We start from the raw sequence: 14,962 nt of genomic DNA on the forward strand, positions 1-14,962 counted from the left end.
AGGTTAGTCCCCCTGCAAATCAGCGGCGATGCCGGCGAGCCAGCGCCGGATCGCGGTTTCTGTCTTAGCGTCCAGACCTGCGGCAAGGCGCTTCTCCAGCGCGATCACGCGCTCCCGGCATGCCCTCAACAGCGTCGTTCCCCGCGGCGTCAGCGTCCATTGCTGGATCCGGCCATGGACCGGATGAGGCGTCATCACGATCGCACCGTCGCGATCGAGGTTGCGAATGATCACGCCGACCGTCTGCGGGGTCAGGAAGGTGAGCCGGGCGACGTCCGCGCCCGACAGACCCGGATAGGCGTTCAGCATGGTCAGCACGGCAAATTGCGGCGACGTTACGCGGAGGTCGGCGAGCGTCCGTTCCATCGTTAGGCGGACCGCGGCATGGGCCTGTCGCAGCAGATAGCCGAGATAACCTTGCTCGCCGCGCTTGCCTTCTCCCGGCGCGGGCACTCGAACGGCAACGTCTTCGGCAGGCGCGGTCGTCTGCCGTGAGGCCTTCGATTTCGTGATGGCAGTGGTCTTGCGCGTCATGTAAGAGCTCTTATAAGATATAAGTTGTCTTACAATACACGAGGTGAAACGGCAATGTCACACGCCCGCAGCGAATACGAGGATTTCAAGAAGATCGCGCCCGATGCCTACGAGCTGGTGCTGGCGCTCGGCCAGGTGGCGGCCAAGGCGGGCCTCGACAAGCAGCTCCTCGAGCTGATCAAGCTGCGCGTCTCGCAGATCAACGGCTGCGCCTTCTGCGTTCAGCATCACATCCTGCTCTCGGAGCGCATCGGCGTTCCCGTGGACAAGCTGAATTTGGTCGCGGTCTGGCGCGAGGCGCCGGTCTTTTCCGCGCGCGAGCGTGCCGCGCTGGCTTGGGCCGAGGCGCTGACGTTTCTGCCCGATGGCGTCAGTGAGGAGGTCTATGCGGAGGCTTCCCGCGAATTCTCCGAGACCGAGCTGATGTACCTGACCTCGGCGGTCGCCTCGATCAATGTCTGGAACCGTTTTGGCGCCGCGTATCGCTGGACTCCGGCGAAGCGGCCGGCCGCAGCGAATGCCGCGGCGTCCTGATTGAAACTGATTGCAACTAGGGGAGATTGTCATGACTGCAATGAGTATGGCCACCACGCAGCAGCCGGTGCCATCGCGCTCGATGGCGCTGGCCGTTGTCGGGCTTGCCTGCGCGCTTGCGATCGGCAAAGTGGCGCCGGTGACGATGGACACCGTATCCGGCGCGTTGGCGCCGCTCTGCGCGACAGCCGCAGAGAGTTCGCCGCTCGACAAGGTCGAGCCGATCGGTTCCTACGCATTGCCGAACGTGCCGGGCAAGCGCGTGACGATCGTGCGAGTGTTCTACGGTCCCAGCGGATTCTCGCGACCGCATCGCCACGCTGGCTCGGTGACCGCCTACATCACCAAAGGCGAGGTCCGCTCCCAACTCGGCGGCGGCCCGGTCGAGACGTTCGGCGTCGGCCGGTCCTTCTTCGAGCCCCCGGGCGCGACGCATCTGGTCTCGGCCAATGCCAGCACCACGGAGCCCGCGGAATTGATCGCGGTGTTCGTCGCGGACGAGGGTGCGCAGCTCACGACTTATCTGGAGTAGTCAGCGGGAACTCGTATCACGGGTGAACGCAGCATACCCGGGAACCCTTCGCTGGAATCCCGCATGTCGCGTCGCTCAATTCTCCTCGCCGCTCGATCCCTCGCGCAGGTCCGGCTTGATCACGTCCTCCGGCAGCGCATGCGCCACCGGCTGCGGCGTGCCGGCGATCTCCGGGCCGACCTCGCGGCCGCGGGCGCGGATCAGGCGTTCGTAGGCCGAGACCAGCGTAACGTAAGGACTGACCCAGATCCAGCCGTCGCGGGTGAACACCTGCACGTCAAAATGCAAATGCATCGATGTGCCGGCGGGATGGTCCAGATAGTTGGAGACCACGCCGATCTTCTCGCCTTCAGTGACGATGCGGCCATTGAGCACGCCGTCCGCGGTCAGCGCCTGCGGGTTCATGTGCATGTAGCGGAAGCGCATGTGCTCGGTGCGGCTGTTGACTTGAAGCGTCGCGGCCTGGTCCTTGGCGCCGCGGATCACGATGGCGTCGCGCACCGCAACGACGCTGCGCTGCTTGGGATCGCAGGGTTCGCGGCCTTCGCCGGGCGGTGGGCACTCGGCGGCGCGGATGTCCTCGCCCTGGTGGCCATAACCGCCGCCGCATTGCCAGACCTCGAAACTGCGGGACTCGCAGAAATTGTCGCGCCAGGGATAGGCCGTCGGGCCGTCGCTCTTGTCGCGCTTGCCGTAGGATTGCGAACGCACGAAGGCGGGCGCCTTGTCGAGGGGAAAGCGGATCTGCGCATAGGCGATCACATCCGGGTGGCCGGCCTTGCTGCGATAGCCGGTGTTCGGGATGATGTCACCGCTCGGTCGGTAGGTGAAATCGGGCGAACGTGCTGACGGACGATCGATGATGCTGGAGGTCGTGTCCGTGAGCGGCCGCAAGCGCTGGCCGCCTGCGATGCGGAGCCCTTTCAGGAAGCGCTCGGCAACCGGATGGGCTTCCTTGCAGGCGAGGCGCCGTGGCTTTGCGACGCTGTCCAGGCACTGGATGGAGACGACATAGGCAACGCCGAAGCGGGTGAAGGCGTAGCGCACATAGCCCTCCCGGATGAACTTGCGCAGGTCCGGATAGGTTGCCGCGAGCGGCTTGACCTGCTCGCCCTTACCGCCGGCGGGATCGGCGACGTCGTAAACGAGCGCCGAGCCCGTGATCTGCACCTCGACCGGCCGTGCGTACACGCGGCTCGGCATGCCGTCGCCGGCGCCGGGCTCGAGTGAGAAGCTGGCACTGTAACCGGCGGGGCCGGCATCGAACATGTCGGCGGGATTGAAATCAGCCTGGTAGCGCGAGAGCGCGAGTGTCCCCGGGGCGCCATTGCGCTGCGCCTCGAGGTACGCGGCAGCATCGAACGGCAGCAGCACGGGCACGGGGCTGCGGGCGATACCGGTGAAGAATTGTGATGAGACCGCGTTGAGCTGCACCAGCGCAGGCATCGCGCGCGGATCGTCGCGTGGCACCGAACGGCGGGGTGCGAAGATGAAGTCGCCCGCGATCTGGGGACGGCTGTTGATCTCGGTGCGGAACTGGTCGAGCGCTGCGCGCCAATCGACGCGCAGGGCCGTAAGCGAAGGACTGCGAATTTCATCCGCAGCAAGCGACGTGGCAACGAGGGGCGAAAGCGACGCCAGAAGCAGCGAGACGAAGCGGAAACTCTTCCCAACCACTGTCTCGCCCCCCGGCGGCACCGTTTCCGATCGTCCCGCTCTCTATTAGTCCTTGGCGCGCTCGGAGTAGGAGCCGTCTTCGGTCATCACCACGATGCGGGTGCCGACCGCGATATGCGGTGGCACGGTGGTGCGGATGCCGTTGGAGAGCACCGCCGGCTTGTAGGACGACGAGGCGGTCTGGCCCTTGGTCACCGGTTCGGTCTCGACGACTTCCAGCGTCACGCGCTGCGGCAGCGCGATCGAGACCGGGTTGGCGCCGTGCAGCGACAGCTTGACCGTCATGCTCTCCTGAAGATACGCAGCCGAATCGCCGATGACGTCCTTGGACACCTGGACCTGGTCATAGGTCTCCGGGTTCATGAAGTGGAAGCCGTCGCCATCTTCATACAGGAAGGTGTAGTTGCGCTCTTCGATGGTGGCCTTCTCGACCTGGTCGGTGGTCTTGTAGCGCTCGGAGATCTTTACCCCGTCCGAGATTCGGCGCATTTCGATCTGGCTGACCGGGGTGCCCTTGCCGGGATGGATGTTCTCGGCGGTCACGACGACGTAAAGCTTGCCGTCTTGCTCGATCACGTTGCCCTTGCGAATAGAACTGGCGATGACTCTCAAAGCTATATTTCCTGCTTGCTTGGCCCGGCTCCGGCCAGGACGTGGTCAAATCTCGGGGGGACTCGGGGTCTCAAATCGGACCTCGGCGCCTGTTTCGGGCCGCAACATACTGATTTTGCCGTTGGATGCCAGCGTTTTGCTGGCCTGCGGGGCGGTCGGTTAATGGCTGGGGACAAGCCTATCTCACCATTCTGGTCGCCCGACCGCCACATCGACCGGCGGCCGTTCCTGCAGGCGCGGGCGGCCATTACCGGCGCTCTACGGGGCTTTTTCGCCGAGCAGGGCTTCGTCGAGGTCGAAACCTCCGTCCTCCAGGTCTCCCCCGGCAACGAGACCCATCTGCACGCCCCCCGGACCGAGATCATGCGGCCCGATGGCAGCCGTGCCAGCCGTTACTTGCGGACCTCGCCGGAATTCGCCTGCAAGAAGCTGCTGGCGGCAGGAGAGAAGCGGATTTTCGAGTTTGCCCGGGTGTTCCGCGACCGCGAACGCGGCGACCTGCATCTGCCCGAATTCACTATGCTGGAATGGTACCGGGCCGGTGCCCCCTATGATGCCATCATGGCGGATACCGTGGTCGTCATCGCCCGCGCCGCGCAGGCGACCGGGATCGGGACGTTCTCCTTCCGCGGCCGGATCGCCGATCCCTTCGCCGAGCCGGAGCTTCTGACGGTCGCGGGCGCCTTCGAGCGGTTCGCGGGCATTGACCTGCTGTCGACAATCTCGGGCAGCGAGGGTAACCGTGCCGCGCTGGCGCGGGCGGCCGGCGGCAAAGTCCGCGTGGCGGAGGACGACACCTGGTCCGACATCTTCAGCAAGGTCCTGGTCGAGCATGTCGAGCCGCATCTGGGGCAGGGGCGTTTGACCATGCTGTTCGAATACCCATCTCCAGAAGCGGCGTTGGCGCGCGTGAAGGCGGACGATGCGCGCGTTGCCGAGCGGTTCGAGGTCTATGCCTGCGGTGTCGAGCTCGCCAACGGTTTTGGCGAGTTGACCGACGCCGAGGAACAGCGCAAGCGCTTCACGGCGTCGATGGCGGAGAAGCAGCGCCGCTATGGCGAGGCCTATCCGCTGGACGAGGATTTTCTGTCCGCCGTCGCCGAAATGCCGGAGGCGAGCGGCGTCGCGCTCGGCTTCGATCGGCTGGTGATGCTGGCGAGCGGTGCATCGCGCATAGATCAGGTGGTGTGGACACCGCCTGCAAATGAAACGTTAAGTGAGACATGACGAAGACCAACCTTGCACGCACCCTGCGTGAGCCGGCCGAACTTGTGGCCGAGCAGCTTGCATCTGCCGAAGCGCTGCCCGCGCTCGAACGTGTCGCCGCGCGCTATGCGGTGGCGATCACGCCGGCACTGGTCGATCTGATCGATACGTCCGATCCCGACGATCCGATCGCGCGGCAATTCGTTCCGACCGTCGCTGAGCTGGAGATGCGGCCAGGCGAGAGCGCCGATCCGATCGGCGATCATCCACACTCGCCGGTTCCCGGTATCGTGCATCGCTATCCCGATCGCGTACTGTTCAAGCTCGTTCACGTCTGCGCGGTCTATTGCCGCTTTTGCTTCCGCCGCGAAATGGTCGGGCCCGGCAAGGAGAACGCGCTCTCCGACGGCGCCTATCGCGCGGCGATCGACTACATCCGTTCGCATGGCGAGATCTGGGAGGTGATCCTGACCGGCGGCGATCCCCTGATGCTGTCGTCGCGGCGGATGAGCGAGATCATGGCCGACCTCGCCGCGATCGATCACGTCAAGATCATCCGCCTTCACACCCGCGTGCCCGTGGCCGATCCCGCGCGCATCAGCGACGAGATGGTCGCGGCGCTCAAGGTCGAGGGCGCGACCACCTGGGTCGCGGTGCATGCCAACCATGCGCGCGAGCTGACGGGGCCGGCGCGCACGGCCTGTGCGCGGCTCGTTGATGCCGGGATTCCCATTGTGAGCCAGTCCGTGCTTCTGCGCGGCGTCAACGACACCATTGCCGTTTTGTCCGATTTGATGCGAGCTTTCGTCGAATGCCGGATCAAGCCCTACTATCTGCATCACGGCGATCTCGCGCCGGGCACGGCGCATCTGCGAACGACGCTGGCTCAGGGGCAGGATTTGATGCGGCAGTTGCGCGGACGGGTGTCAGGACTGTGTCAGCCCGATTATGTCATCGACATTCCCGGCGGCGCCGGGAAATCGCCGGTCGGGCCGAATTATGTGTTGGCGGTGCAAAATACCGCAGCTGATGCGCGTGAAGCGGAAACGGAAATGCGCTATCGTATCGTGGATTATTGCGGCGACGTTCATCTCTATCCGCCCGAGACATGAGCGGTGATGCAGAGAACGCCGGTTTGAAAATGGAGGAACGGAAATGAAGAAGATCATCGTGGCAGTGTCGCTCGTGGTCTTGCTCGGCAGCGCGGCGGTCGCGCAGACGGGCGGCACCAAGGGATCGACTTCGGGAGGCGCGACCTCTGGATCTACGCCGCAGGCCCCGGTGGGCCATCGCCAACCGCGCCTCGCCGATGTGCCGAGCGAGAAGAACCTGAGCGACCCGAATGATCCCCTCAGCAAGGAAAATCAGGCGCTCGACAAGAAGATCAAAAGCATCTGCCGCGGTTGCTAGGCGGCGGGGAGGGCGCGACAGCTCGCCCGCCCGCGTTTGCCAGGCTTACGCTGTGCGCTCGTGCAGCCCCGCGCGCTTGGTGTTGCGCCGGATCTCGACTGCGTCGGCGAGCTGCTCGAGCACGGTGGCCGTGGTCGCCCAGTCGATGCAGCCGTCGGTGATGCTCTGGCCGTAGGTGAGCGGCTTGTCCGGCGCCACGTCCTGGCGGCCGGCGACGAGATTGCTCTCGATCATCACGCCCATGATGCGGTTCTCGCCGCCGGCGATCTGGCCGGCGATGTCGGCGGTGACCAGCGGCTGGTTTTCCGGCTTCTTGCTCGAATTAGCGTGGCTTGCATCCACCATCACGAGCGGCGCAACGCCGGATTTGGCCAAATCGTTGCAGGCCGCCGCGACGCTTGCCGCATCGTAGTTCGGCTTGCTGCCGCCGCGCAGGATGATGTGGCAGTCCTCGTTGCCCGCGGTCGAGGCGATGGCGGAGCGGCCAAGCTTCGTCACCGCCATGAAATGATGCGGATGCGAGGCCGACTTCACCGCGTCCGCCGCGATCCGCACGTTGCCGTCGGTGCCGTTCTTGAACCCGACCGGGCAGGACAGCCCCGAGGCCAGCTCGCGATGGATCTGGCTCTCGGTCGTGCGCGCGCCGATCGCGGCCCAGGACACGAGATCCGCGATGTATTGCGGCGTCGTCATGTCGAGGAATTCGGTGCCGGCGGGCAGGCCGAGATTGTTCACCGCCGACAGCACGTTGCGCGCCAGCCGCAGGCCCTTGTTGATGTCGAAGCTGCCGTCTAGGTCGGGATCGTTGATGAGCCCCTTCCAGCCAACCGTGGTGCGCGGCTTCTCGAAATAGACCCGCATCACGATTTCGAGTTGGTCGGCGAGGTCTTCGCGCAAGCCCGCGAGGCGCTCGGCGTAGTCGAGCGCGGCCTTGGGATCATGCACCGAGCAGGGGCCGACCACGACCAGAAGCCGGTCGTCCTGGCCGCCCAGGATGGCATGAATGGCGTTGCGCGCCGCCATCACCACACGCGTTGCGGTGAGCGTGCGCGGGACTTCCCGCATCACCTCTTCCGGCGTGTTCAGCTCTTTCAGTTCGCGGATACGAAGATCGTCGGTCGTGCTCAGCACGGCGGGCTCCTGTCTTTGTGAGAACCTGCCGGCCAATAAAAAAGCCGCCAGGTCTGGCGGCTTGTTCGGACGTTTGCTGCAATGTTTCAGATTGAGCGCGATCCTCCTGCCGCCAGCGAGCTGTCGTAGCTAAAGTACCAAAAATAGCTGGTGACGAGGGTGATCATGGCTCGTCATATAGCGCGCGATTGGCGGGTTGTCACCCCCAAACGGCCTGAGGGGCCACGAGGCGCCTCAACTGTTGCTATTGCGTGCCGCCATCGCCATTCCGATCAGGGTGGCGCCGCCGAACAGCAGGTTGATACCGACGAGGATGCCGATCGCCCATTCCGCCGAGCTCGGCAGTCCCGTGATCACCATGAACGAGATCGCGATATCGACGAGGCCCGAGATCAGGAGCCAGGACCAGCGGCCGCTCAGCTCGCGGCGGTGCTCCAGCGCATACATGATGGTGGCAACGCCCTCGGCGAGGAAATAAGCGCCGAGCACGATGGTCAGCGTCAGCACGGCCTGCATCGGCCGGGCCAGCAGCAGCATGCCGGCGAGCACGGCGAGCGCGGCCGAGATCAGCGACCACCAGAAGCCCGGCGTACTGCGCGCCCAATAGGTCACGATCAGTCCGCCGATGCCGCTGATCAGGAACATCCAGCCGAGGACAATCGCGATCGCGAGGCTTGCGAGCGGCGGCAGGATCAGCGCGGCGATGCCGAGAACGGCGAGCAGGATGCCTTCGAACAGGAAGGCCTTCCAATGCGCCTTGACCGTCTGGCTCATGGCGGATTGCAGCCGGGAAAAATCCTCGGGCGATGTCATAGGCAGGCTCCAGATCGAAAAGGCGTGTGCTCAATCTAGTATGCGCACACCGCGCTTGTCATCCCGCGGCTCAGCCGCCGCCGTGCGCCGACGAAAAACCTTCGCCACTGGTGCGGATGCGGTTGCGGCCGAGAATGTAGATCGCGGTCGTGACGATCAGAAGCGCGAGTCCGAGCAGGATCGAGACGAAGCCGATCGGGATCAGGGCCAGCGTCAGATTGCGTTCGGGATTGATCAGCCAGTGATGGATCGAGGTCAGCACGAAGGCGAGGCCGAGAAAGCCGACGCCGCCCCCGGCGAGCAGCAGCGCCCACATCCGGCGCAGCTGGCTCAGCCGCTCCCGCGCGATATCGGTCCGCGGCGCGTGGTGGCGCGCGACCCGTCGCACCAGGCGGATGGCGAAGGCGATCGAGCTGAAGCCGATCAGCAGGCTCGCTGCGCCCAGCCACATCCGCAGCGTCGGATCGAGACCGGGCATTTGCTGCAAGGTCAGCAGCGGAAAGTCGAAGGCCGAATGCAGCGCGAGCGGGCCTGCGAAGATCAGCAGGCGGCTGGACAGGCGGGCCCAGTCGCGATGGTGGCGGTTGGCGCCCAGCGCCGTGCCGGCGCGCGCGATCGTCAGATAAGCGCCGGCGATGATGCCGAGCGCGCCGTGGAACGGCACGGTCAGCACGCTGCGCAAGGCAGCCAGCGAGCGCCACATCTCGGCGTGCTGGACGAGATAGGCGAGGTTCTCGTAAGCGGCGAAGCCGAGGCCGACGGCGGCGCCATAGACCACGGTGTCCATCGGATTGGCGAAGGTCCGCCGCTTGGTCGAGGACACCAGCACAATGGCGATCACCTTGACGGCTTCCTCGGGCAGCGCGACCCCAAAGACCGAATGCATGGCGAGCGCCGCCCAGGGATCGTCGGGGGCTGCAACCATCTTGGCAAAGGGAGCGCGGGCAAGTCCCAGCAGCGAGATGCTGGCCGCGCCGAGCAGGAACGCAGTCCAGACCTGGGCCGGCGGTCCCGGGCGCTCTTCGGCGGCAATGACAAGCCACAGCATCAGCAGCGCCGGGGCGATAGCGGCAGTTCCGATGACGGTGGGTAACGCTTCAATCAGGTACATCGGCGCCGAAAATAGGTTCCCCTGGTCCGCTTATCTACGTCCGTCGGTGCGACCATCTGTCATGCGCTTGCTGTCGCGTCGCTTAACAAGTGCGACAGCTGGCGTTCATCACCGCCGCCAAACCTAGAAGACGAGCGCAATCAATTGCATGACAGAGCCACTTCGTCAGCAATGGCAGCGATCTCGCGCCCGGGCGTCGGATCGCGATTGGTCAGTTAGATCAAGGCAATGCGCAGGTTTCTTCGGTTTAGGATGCACGTATGCAAGCGGCGAGTCCAGCGGCGGGACTGCCCCGTCCGGACAGCGCGCGGCAGTGCGGATTGACCTAGTCACGCTGCGTTCTGCGCCGACGGGGCGGTACAGCGATCCGGCGTGCCCGCACCTGTTCCAGCTCCCAGAAGGCGCGCACGAGGCACGTGCCAAGGCAGAAGACGATGAGCAGCAGCAGGAAGGCCTGGTCGACGGCAGGGATGTGGATCATGACCTTGATCAAGCAACCTGCATGCCATGCGTTCGCGCCGTCGCCTGCGCGGTGCGCAGCCGCGCCTTTCGCGAAGCGCTGCCTGCGCTAGCTCGAATCGCCGGCCCCGGCCAGGCGATTTGGGGCCCGGCGTTTGCCGCGCGTTTTCAATGCGTAGTGGATGGCGGCGGTGCGTCGGGCGCGATGTCGAAGGCGCCGAGATGGAATTCCTCGCCGACGGCCTGGTCCGGCTCTGGATGTTGCGCGAGCAGCGTGAACGCGGCCTGCGGGTATTGCTTCCAGATGTCGAGATCGCCGGCCGTAATCGTCAGCCAGCCGAACGTGTACATGTAGCGTCCGGGCGCGGTGACCCGGCCAACCCTGTCCCAAGTGATCTTATCAACTGTGATCTTGTCGACTGCCATTCGGTCCCCCGATCGCAAGTCTGCAAATGACGTCCGGCGCGAGGCACAGACCGTCAAAAGCTGATCCCGCAATGGGGCCGCGATAGGGCAGCGGTGCGGAGGCAAGACGGCCGCAGCGCGGTCGCCGCCTGCCGGTCAGCGCGCCGTCGAGGCCGCCTGCGCTTCGGCCGCCCGCTCCAGCTGACGGTGTGAGGCGTGGAAGACGTCGTGGACGAGGCCGATCTTTTCGAGGCCCAGGATGATCAGGCCGTTGAGATCAATCTCCCACCAGGCATGCGAGATATAGGCGTCCCGCGGGAAGCGGTGATGGTTGTTGTGCAGACCCTCGCCGAAGGTGAGGATCGTGGTCACGAACTCGTTGGTCGAGGCGTCCTCGACCTCGAAGCGGCGATAGCCGTAGGCGTGGCAGACCGAGCCGGTGAGCTGGCTGACGAGGATCAGCAGATAAGCGCGGAACAGGCCGGAGAACAGCACGCAGCCGATCATGGTGTGCACGCCGCCGAAGGCGTAACCGATGACGCCGGGGATGAAGACGGCCGACATGCCGTACCAGACCCAACGCGTGCGCACGAAGAACATCGCGATCGGATCGGCGAGAATGTCCTTGGCGTAATACTCGTTGTCGGTGGTCGCCTGGTCGAACACCCAGCTGCCTTGGGCGTGCAGGAAGCCCTTGAGCGCGCTGACATAGCGATTGCCGAAGCCGTCGAATTGCGGGCTGTGGGGATCGCCGACATCATCGGCATAGAGGTGGTGGCGGCGGTGGTTGGCGACCCATTTGGCGATCGAGCCTTGCACCGCCATCTGGGCAATGGCGCAGAAGAATACGCGCATGATCGGGCCGCAGCGGAAGCTGCGATGAACGAACAGGCGGTGCATCCCGGCGCCGATGCCGAACGTCGTCAGCGCGAACATCCAGGCAAACGCAAACAGCTCGACCTTCCCGAGGCCTTGCGTGACGGCCCAAACGATGCCCGCGACAGCGCCGACATAGAGAATGCCGAGGAGGAGATAGCTCTCGCGCAGCTTGGCCTGGACCAGCGGGCCCTCGGTAACGACACCGGGTGGAAGCTGCGGCTTGGCGGGGGCGGTGGTGCTCTGGGCGATCTCTGCCGGGGCGAGCTCGGCGTCAGCGATGGACATTCCAGGACTTCCAATAACTCAGGGCCCGCAGTGATTGCGGACGTACTGGGTCACACCCTATCGCGCAGGGGCCTCCGCCTCCAGCCTTTAGTTAAAAAAGAGTTAAGATCGCCCCGGCCGGCTTCAGGCCGATTGGAGCAAGGGCGTTCGGACGATCAGGCGGACGAGATCGTCCCGCTGCTGCTTCTCGGCGAACTTGACCGCAAAGCCGTTGTCGAATTTGCGAATGACCCGTCCGACGCAGGCGCCGACCGCAAGCGGGGTCCCGACCGGCGGGTCGTATTCGCAGGATATCGCGACGCCGGCCGTGGAGACGTCGATGATGAAGCAGGGATGGGCGCTGCCGTCGGCGAGCGTCAGGAAGGTGTGCGAGACCTGGGGAACGAAGCGCGCGTCGTTGCGCAGCTCCTGGACGCTGGCGTCCTTCTGCTTCTTCTCCAGCCAGGTCAGCTTTTCCGACATCCAGGCGCGCCGCGCCCGCGTCATGTCGAGCTCCATCAGGAAGCCCGCCTTCAGCGTCGCGCTGATGGTGCACTGGAATTCGCCAAAATCCTGGAAATACGAGGTCACGCGCTCGCCGATCTTGCCGACGACCGGCACGTCCACGATCATGCGGAACGGGGAGACACGCTTGGTGCGGCAGGCGAAGGTGCGCAGCTTGCCCTCGCAATCGTACCAGCGAGGCAGCGAGTAGCTGCCGTTCACGGTGACGTCCACCGCGCGCTGCCTGAGGAACTCTGAGACGGACATGAGCGCCAATCGTGTTGCGGACTATTCCCGTAATTCCACGGTAGCGATCAAATTCTAAGCAAATGATACCGGCGCTCATGAGCAGGGGTAAATTTCCGGTAAATGCGCTCGCCATCTCACAACATCGTCATTGCGCGCCGCTCAGCGCGAGCCGAGCAGAGCCGGTAAAGCCAGCAGGCCAACGGCAATGAGGAGCTTGATCGCCGTCGCGGTCAGGCTGTTCGACCTGATCTGCAATCCGAACCGCGCAATGCGTGCCGCATCGCGAGCGCTGCGAATGCTTCGACGATGGCGAACACGACGGCGATGCCGGCAATGGAGGACCATGATGTGTCCGACGGCATCCATGCCGCGAGCCAGGCCCGGACGGAGGTTCGCAACGACGCCAGCAGCGCCAACCATCCGAACAGCGATGCGAAGCCCTTGACGATGTCGGGGCCGATCGTATCGGGCTTGAACCGGATGCCGATGTTTGCGAGCGCGGATTCGATACGCGCGCCGTCGGTGAAGAAGAGGAAGGCGTTGAGGTAGAGCGGAACGCGCGACTGGAAGAGCAGGGCGACGATGCCGAACAGGACCATGTAGCCGACGGCGTCGCCGAGGATGTCCGAGGGGCCGGGAGGTTCATGCGCGGGGACGGCGGATTTCGCCGCGTCACCCGATGGCCCGGATGTTGGCGCTCCCTAGCGGAATCGAACCGCTCTCTCCACCGTGAAAGGGTGGCGTCCTAACCGATAGACGAAGGGAGCAAACGCAAGGCCCCGCCGCTTTTGGCGGCACGGCCGCGGGCCGCCCGAACAGTGCCCGGCGGCTTGCAGCGCGCGAACGTATAATGGCCTTTGGGGCCGTGGGCAAGCCGTTCGGGAACGGTCTTTCGGCACCGGTGGATAGCATCCACCCCGGGATCATTCGGGGGCGATTTCAACGGTTTCTTAGGGCTCCCTGAGATAGCGCTGGAACCGGAGAATTTTGTCCATGCCACCGCCCAAGAAGCGCACAGCCCGCAAATCGCTGTCGCAGCACGCCTGGATTACGCTCGACGGCGGGTTCGCGGCGCGGCATTGCCTGGTCCAGGACATCTCGACGACGGGCGCGAAGATCACGCTGGACGAGGACGCGAGCCAGCTGCCGGGCGTGGTCCGGATGGCGTTCTCTCGTGATGCCCGCACCGGGCGGCGCTGCCAGGTGATCTGGCGCCGCGGCAAATCGGCCGGCATCAAGTTCGTCTGATCCCGGGCGAAGCGACCGGATGGCGCCTGGCGCCGGTCCGGGCTAGAACGGCGGCATGCGTGCGCCGCTTCTCATCCTCATCTCGTTGGCAGCCACGTCAGCGTCCGCCGCGGAGGCCCTGCGCCTGCCGCCTGCCGAGCGGCCGCAGGCCGGCAAGGCTCTGCCGCTGAAGGGCGCGGGCGGAACGGCAAGAGCGGGCTCCTGTGCCTCCTATGGCCCGCGCTTCTTCATGGTCGAGGGCACCGGCACCTGCGTGAAGATCGGCGGCTCGATCAGCGTCGAGACCACGGTCAGGCGCTGATGCCCATGCCGGCGGATCTGCTGCGGCCCGACATCATCGTTCCCGTCGTGATGTACTGCGCGCTGCTGTGGTGGGTCGGCCGCGGCCTGAGCTGGACGGCACGGCTGGCCACGGCGGCCGTGACGCTGGTGCTGATCGTCTGCGTGCTGCTGGTCGAGCGCGGCTGGGGCTAGGCACCGCCCCACAACAAAAACTGCGAAAACAACCCCATGCACAGTAGCCGTCAAGTGCGGCCGCGGCGCCTGACGCGCGCGGCAAAACGCCGATTCATCGCGCTCTCATCGCAACTTAAGCTGCGCCACCGCCTCACGACATTGGCGGTGCGACATGTTGTGCAAATCCGGGCCGCTGGCCGAGTTCGGCGAGCCAGCGCGTCAGGTGCGGCTGGGCCGGGCGGGTGATGCCTTCGACGCCGAGCCAGCGCCGCGCATAGGCGCCGATCGCGATGTCGGCCAGCGTGAACTGGTCGCCATCCATGAAGCGGCGCGACGAGAGCAGGCGGTTGGCGATCGCCCAGACCTCGGCGGCGGCATCGGCATCCCGCTGCACCTGGATCATGTCGCGCTCGGCGGGCGGCGTGCGCACGATGCCCCAGAACACCGGACGGTCGACCGGCTGCACCGTCGACAGCGTCCAGTCGAGCCAGCGGTCGACGCTCGTGCGCAGCTTCGGCGCCTCGGGGTAGATCGGCGTGCCGCGGCCGTGCGCGAGGCTGAGATAGCGCATGATCGAATTGGATTCCCACAGCACGAAATCGCCCTCGACCAGCGTCGGGATTCGCGCATTGGGATTCATCGCGAGATAGTCGGCCTCGCGGGTCTTGCCAAAACTCATGCCGGCGTCGATGCGCTCATAGCGCAGGTCGAGCTCGGTGAGGCACCACAGCACCTTCTGCACGTTGACCGAGTTGGCACGGCCCCAGATCGTCAGCTTGGTGTCCGGCATGAAACTCCTCCCGCGGCATTTTTCGATGTCGTAGCCCGGATGGAGCGCAGAGACTGGGCAAGATTCTTATAGCGAAGGAAGGTACGATTCGGCATGACGAATCGTACCTTCAAGACCGGTGTCAGCCGGGATCAGCCGAGCTTTCTGC

20 protein-coding genes and 1 tRNA gene are annotated in these 14,962 nt (G+C 65.1%); 8 read left to right on the forward strand and 13 right to left on the reverse strand.

Annotated features, from left to right (window positions below; translation table 11 throughout):
* Positions 1–3: 3 nt before the first annotated feature.
* Positions 4–534 (reverse strand): MarR family winged helix-turn-helix transcriptional regulator, encoded by a 531-nt coding sequence (locus tag IVA80_RS19645; protein WP_247433864.1) that lies wholly within the window; start codon positions 532–534, stop codon positions 4–6.
* A gap of 54 nt (positions 535–588) precedes the next feature.
* Here IVA80_RS19645 and IVA80_RS19650 point away from each other — a divergent pair, with 54 nt between their 5' ends.
* A complete protein-coding gene (locus IVA80_RS19650; protein ID WP_247433867.1) occupies positions 589–1,068 on the forward strand; it encodes a carboxymuconolactone decarboxylase family protein in 480 nt (159 codons plus the stop codon).
* 31 nt (positions 1,069–1,099) lie between these two features.
* A complete protein-coding gene (locus IVA80_RS19655) occupies positions 1,100–1,600 on the forward strand; it encodes a cupin domain-containing protein (RefSeq protein ID WP_247433872.1) in 501 nt (166 codons plus the stop codon).
* Positions 1,601–1,675: 75 nt separating this feature from the next.
* Here the strand turns inward: IVA80_RS19655 and IVA80_RS19660 are convergent, their stop codons facing one another.
* Positions 1,676–3,298, reverse strand: a complete 1,623-nt coding sequence (locus IVA80_RS19660; RefSeq protein ID WP_247433874.1) for a M23 family peptidase — start codon at positions 3,296–3,298, stop codon at positions 1,676–1,678.
* A gap of 24 nt (positions 3,299–3,322) precedes the next feature.
* Positions 3,323–3,889, reverse strand: a complete 567-nt coding sequence (gene efp / locus IVA80_RS19665) for an elongation factor P (RefSeq protein ID WP_247433877.1) — start codon at positions 3,887–3,889, stop codon at positions 3,323–3,325.
* A 162-nt stretch (positions 3,890–4,051) separates the two neighbouring features.
* Here efp and epmA point away from each other — a divergent pair, with 162 nt between their 5' ends.
* The 3 genes from epmA to IVA80_RS19680 are packed head-to-tail and all read left to right on the forward strand — an operon-like array spanning position 4,052 to position 6,505.
* Positions 4,052–5,116, forward strand: a complete 1,065-nt coding sequence (epmA, locus tag IVA80_RS19670; RefSeq protein ID WP_247433880.1) for an EF-P lysine aminoacylase EpmA — start codon at positions 4,052–4,054, stop codon at positions 5,114–5,116.
* Complete coding sequence (locus tag IVA80_RS19675; RefSeq protein ID WP_247433883.1) at positions 5,113–6,207, forward strand: lysine-2,3-aminomutase-like protein; 1,095 nt, start codon at positions 5,113–5,115, stop codon at positions 6,205–6,207. Before epmA ends, IVA80_RS19675 begins: the two co-directional genes overlap by 4 nt.
* Before the next feature lie 43 nt (positions 6,208–6,250).
* The gene (locus tag IVA80_RS19680) at positions 6,251–6,505 is read left to right on the forward strand and encodes a hypothetical protein (RefSeq protein ID WP_247433885.1); all 255 of its coding nucleotides are present in this window, start codon (positions 6,251–6,253) and stop codon (positions 6,503–6,505) included.
* A gap of 45 nt (positions 6,506–6,550) precedes the next feature.
* On the opposite strand, the gene IVA80_RS19685 is transcribed toward IVA80_RS19680, so the two are convergent.
* The 9 genes from IVA80_RS19685 to IVA80_RS19725 form a co-directional block, all read right to left on the reverse strand.
* Complete coding sequence (locus tag IVA80_RS19685) at positions 6,551–7,636, reverse strand: 3-deoxy-7-phosphoheptulonate synthase (protein WP_346348006.1); 1,086 nt, start codon at positions 7,634–7,636, stop codon at positions 6,551–6,553.
* Between the two features lie 234 nt (positions 7,637–7,870).
* Positions 7,871–8,449: an HdeD family acid-resistance protein gene (locus IVA80_RS19690; protein WP_247433887.1), complete on the reverse strand. Its 579-nt coding sequence runs from the start codon at positions 8,447–8,449 to the stop codon at positions 7,871–7,873.
* 70 nt (positions 8,450–8,519) lie between these two features.
* Positions 8,520–9,560 carry a PrsW family glutamic-type intramembrane protease gene (locus IVA80_RS19695; protein WP_247433890.1) on the reverse strand — a complete coding sequence of 347 codons (1,041 nt, stop codon included), beginning with the start codon at positions 9,558–9,560 and terminating at the stop codon, positions 8,520–8,522.
* 325 nt (positions 9,561–9,885) lie between these two features.
* The gene (locus tag IVA80_RS19700; protein WP_247433893.1) at positions 9,886–10,053 is read right to left on the reverse strand and encodes a hypothetical protein; all 168 of its coding nucleotides are present in this window, start codon (positions 10,051–10,053) and stop codon (positions 9,886–9,888) included.
* Between the two features lie 134 nt (positions 10,054–10,187).
* Entirely contained in the window at positions 10,188–10,445 is a 258-nt protein-coding gene (locus tag IVA80_RS19705; protein ID WP_247433896.1) for a hypothetical protein, read from the reverse strand.
* Positions 10,446–10,580: 135 nt separating this feature from the next.
* Positions 10,581–11,588 carry an acyl-CoA desaturase gene (locus tag IVA80_RS19710; protein WP_247433899.1) on the reverse strand — a complete coding sequence of 336 codons (1,008 nt, stop codon included), beginning with the start codon at positions 11,586–11,588 and terminating at the stop codon, positions 10,581–10,583.
* A 123-nt stretch (positions 11,589–11,711) separates the two neighbouring features.
* The gene (locus tag IVA80_RS19715) at positions 11,712–12,338 is read right to left on the reverse strand and encodes a PilZ domain-containing protein (protein ID WP_247433902.1); all 627 of its coding nucleotides are present in this window, start codon (positions 12,336–12,338) and stop codon (positions 11,712–11,714) included.
* Between the two features lie 212 nt (positions 12,339–12,550).
* Entirely contained in the window at positions 12,551–12,919 is a 369-nt protein-coding gene (locus IVA80_RS19720; protein WP_247433905.1) for a hypothetical protein, read from the reverse strand.
* Between the two features lie 93 nt (positions 12,920–13,012).
* Positions 13,013–13,087, reverse strand: a tRNA-Glu gene (locus IVA80_RS19725).
* Positions 13,088–13,313: 226 nt separating this feature from the next.
* Here IVA80_RS19725 and IVA80_RS19730 point away from each other — a divergent pair.
* The 3 genes from IVA80_RS19730 to IVA80_RS19740 are packed head-to-tail and all read left to right on the forward strand — an operon-like array spanning position 13,314 to position 14,042.
* Entirely contained in the window at positions 13,314–13,568 is a 255-nt protein-coding gene (locus IVA80_RS19730; RefSeq protein ID WP_247433908.1) for a PilZ domain-containing protein, read from the forward strand.
* A gap of 55 nt (positions 13,569–13,623) precedes the next feature.
* Positions 13,624–13,869, forward strand: coding sequence for a porin (locus IVA80_RS19735; protein WP_247433910.1), 246 nt, complete (start codon positions 13,624–13,626; stop codon positions 13,867–13,869).
* Between the two features lie 5 nt (positions 13,870–13,874).
* Positions 13,875–14,042 carry a hypothetical protein gene (locus tag IVA80_RS19740; protein WP_247433913.1) on the forward strand — a complete coding sequence of 56 codons (168 nt, stop codon included), beginning with the start codon at positions 13,875–13,877 and terminating at the stop codon, positions 14,040–14,042.
* Positions 14,043–14,175: 133 nt separating this feature from the next.
* On the opposite strand, the gene IVA80_RS19745 is transcribed toward IVA80_RS19740, so the two are convergent.
* The gene (locus IVA80_RS19745; protein ID WP_247433916.1) at positions 14,176–14,814 is read right to left on the reverse strand and encodes a glutathione S-transferase; all 639 of its coding nucleotides are present in this window, start codon (positions 14,812–14,814) and stop codon (positions 14,176–14,178) included.
* Positions 14,815–14,962: the final 148 nt, after the last annotated feature.

Origin of the sequence: Bradyrhizobium sp. 139 (assembly GCF_023074175.1) — a bacterium.
In the GTDB taxonomy this organism is placed as follows: Bacteria; Pseudomonadota; Alphaproteobacteria; order Rhizobiales; family Xanthobacteraceae; genus Bradyrhizobium.

Bases quoted from the DNA above. Each gene is read 5' to 3' on its own strand.
- IVA80_RS19645 (WP_247433864.1), bottom strand. From the start codon at position 534: ATGACGCGCAAGACCACTGCCATCACGAAATCGAAGGCCTCACGGCAG.
- IVA80_RS19650 (WP_247433867.1), top strand. From the start codon at position 589: ATGTCACACGCCCGCAGCGAATACGAGGATTTCAAGAAGATCGCGCCC.
- IVA80_RS19655 (WP_247433872.1), top strand. From the start codon at position 1,100: ATGACTGCAATGAGTATGGCCACCACGCAGCAGCCGGTGCCATCGCGC.
- epmA (WP_247433880.1), top strand. From the start codon at position 4,052: ATGGCTGGGGACAAGCCTATCTCACCATTCTGGTCGCCCGACCGCCAC.
- IVA80_RS19675 (WP_247433883.1), top strand. From the start codon at position 5,113: ATGACGAAGACCAACCTTGCACGCACCCTGCGTGAGCCGGCCGAACTT.
- IVA80_RS19680 (WP_247433885.1), top strand. From the start codon at position 6,251: ATGAAGAAGATCATCGTGGCAGTGTCGCTCGTGGTCTTGCTCGGCAGC.
- IVA80_RS19690 (WP_247433887.1), bottom strand. From the start codon at position 8,449: ATGACATCGCCCGAGGATTTTTCCCGGCTGCAATCCGCCATGAGCCAG.
- IVA80_RS19695 (WP_247433890.1), bottom strand. From the start codon at position 9,560: ATGTACCTGATTGAAGCGTTACCCACCGTCATCGGAACTGCCGCTATC.
- IVA80_RS19705 (WP_247433896.1), bottom strand. From the start codon at position 10,445: ATGGCAGTCGACAAGATCACAGTTGATAAGATCACTTGGGACAGGGTT.
- IVA80_RS19710 (WP_247433899.1), bottom strand. From the start codon at position 11,588: ATGTCCATCGCTGACGCCGAGCTCGCCCCGGCAGAGATCGCCCAGAGC.
- IVA80_RS19715 (WP_247433902.1), bottom strand. From the start codon at position 12,338: ATGTCCGTCTCAGAGTTCCTCAGGCAGCGCGCGGTGGACGTCACCGTG.
- IVA80_RS19720 (WP_247433905.1), bottom strand. From the start codon at position 12,919: ATGGTCCTGTTCGGCATCGTCGCCCTGCTCTTCCAGTCGCGCGTTCCG.
- IVA80_RS19730 (WP_247433908.1), top strand. From the start codon at position 13,314: ATGCCACCGCCCAAGAAGCGCACAGCCCGCAAATCGCTGTCGCAGCAC.
- IVA80_RS19735 (WP_247433910.1), top strand. From the start codon at position 13,624: ATGCGTGCGCCGCTTCTCATCCTCATCTCGTTGGCAGCCACGTCAGCG.
- IVA80_RS19740 (WP_247433913.1), top strand. From the start codon at position 13,875: ATGCCGGCGGATCTGCTGCGGCCCGACATCATCGTTCCCGTCGTGATG.
- IVA80_RS19745 (WP_247433916.1), bottom strand. From the start codon at position 14,814: ATGCCGGACACCAAGCTGACGATCTGGGGCCGTGCCAACTCGGTCAAC.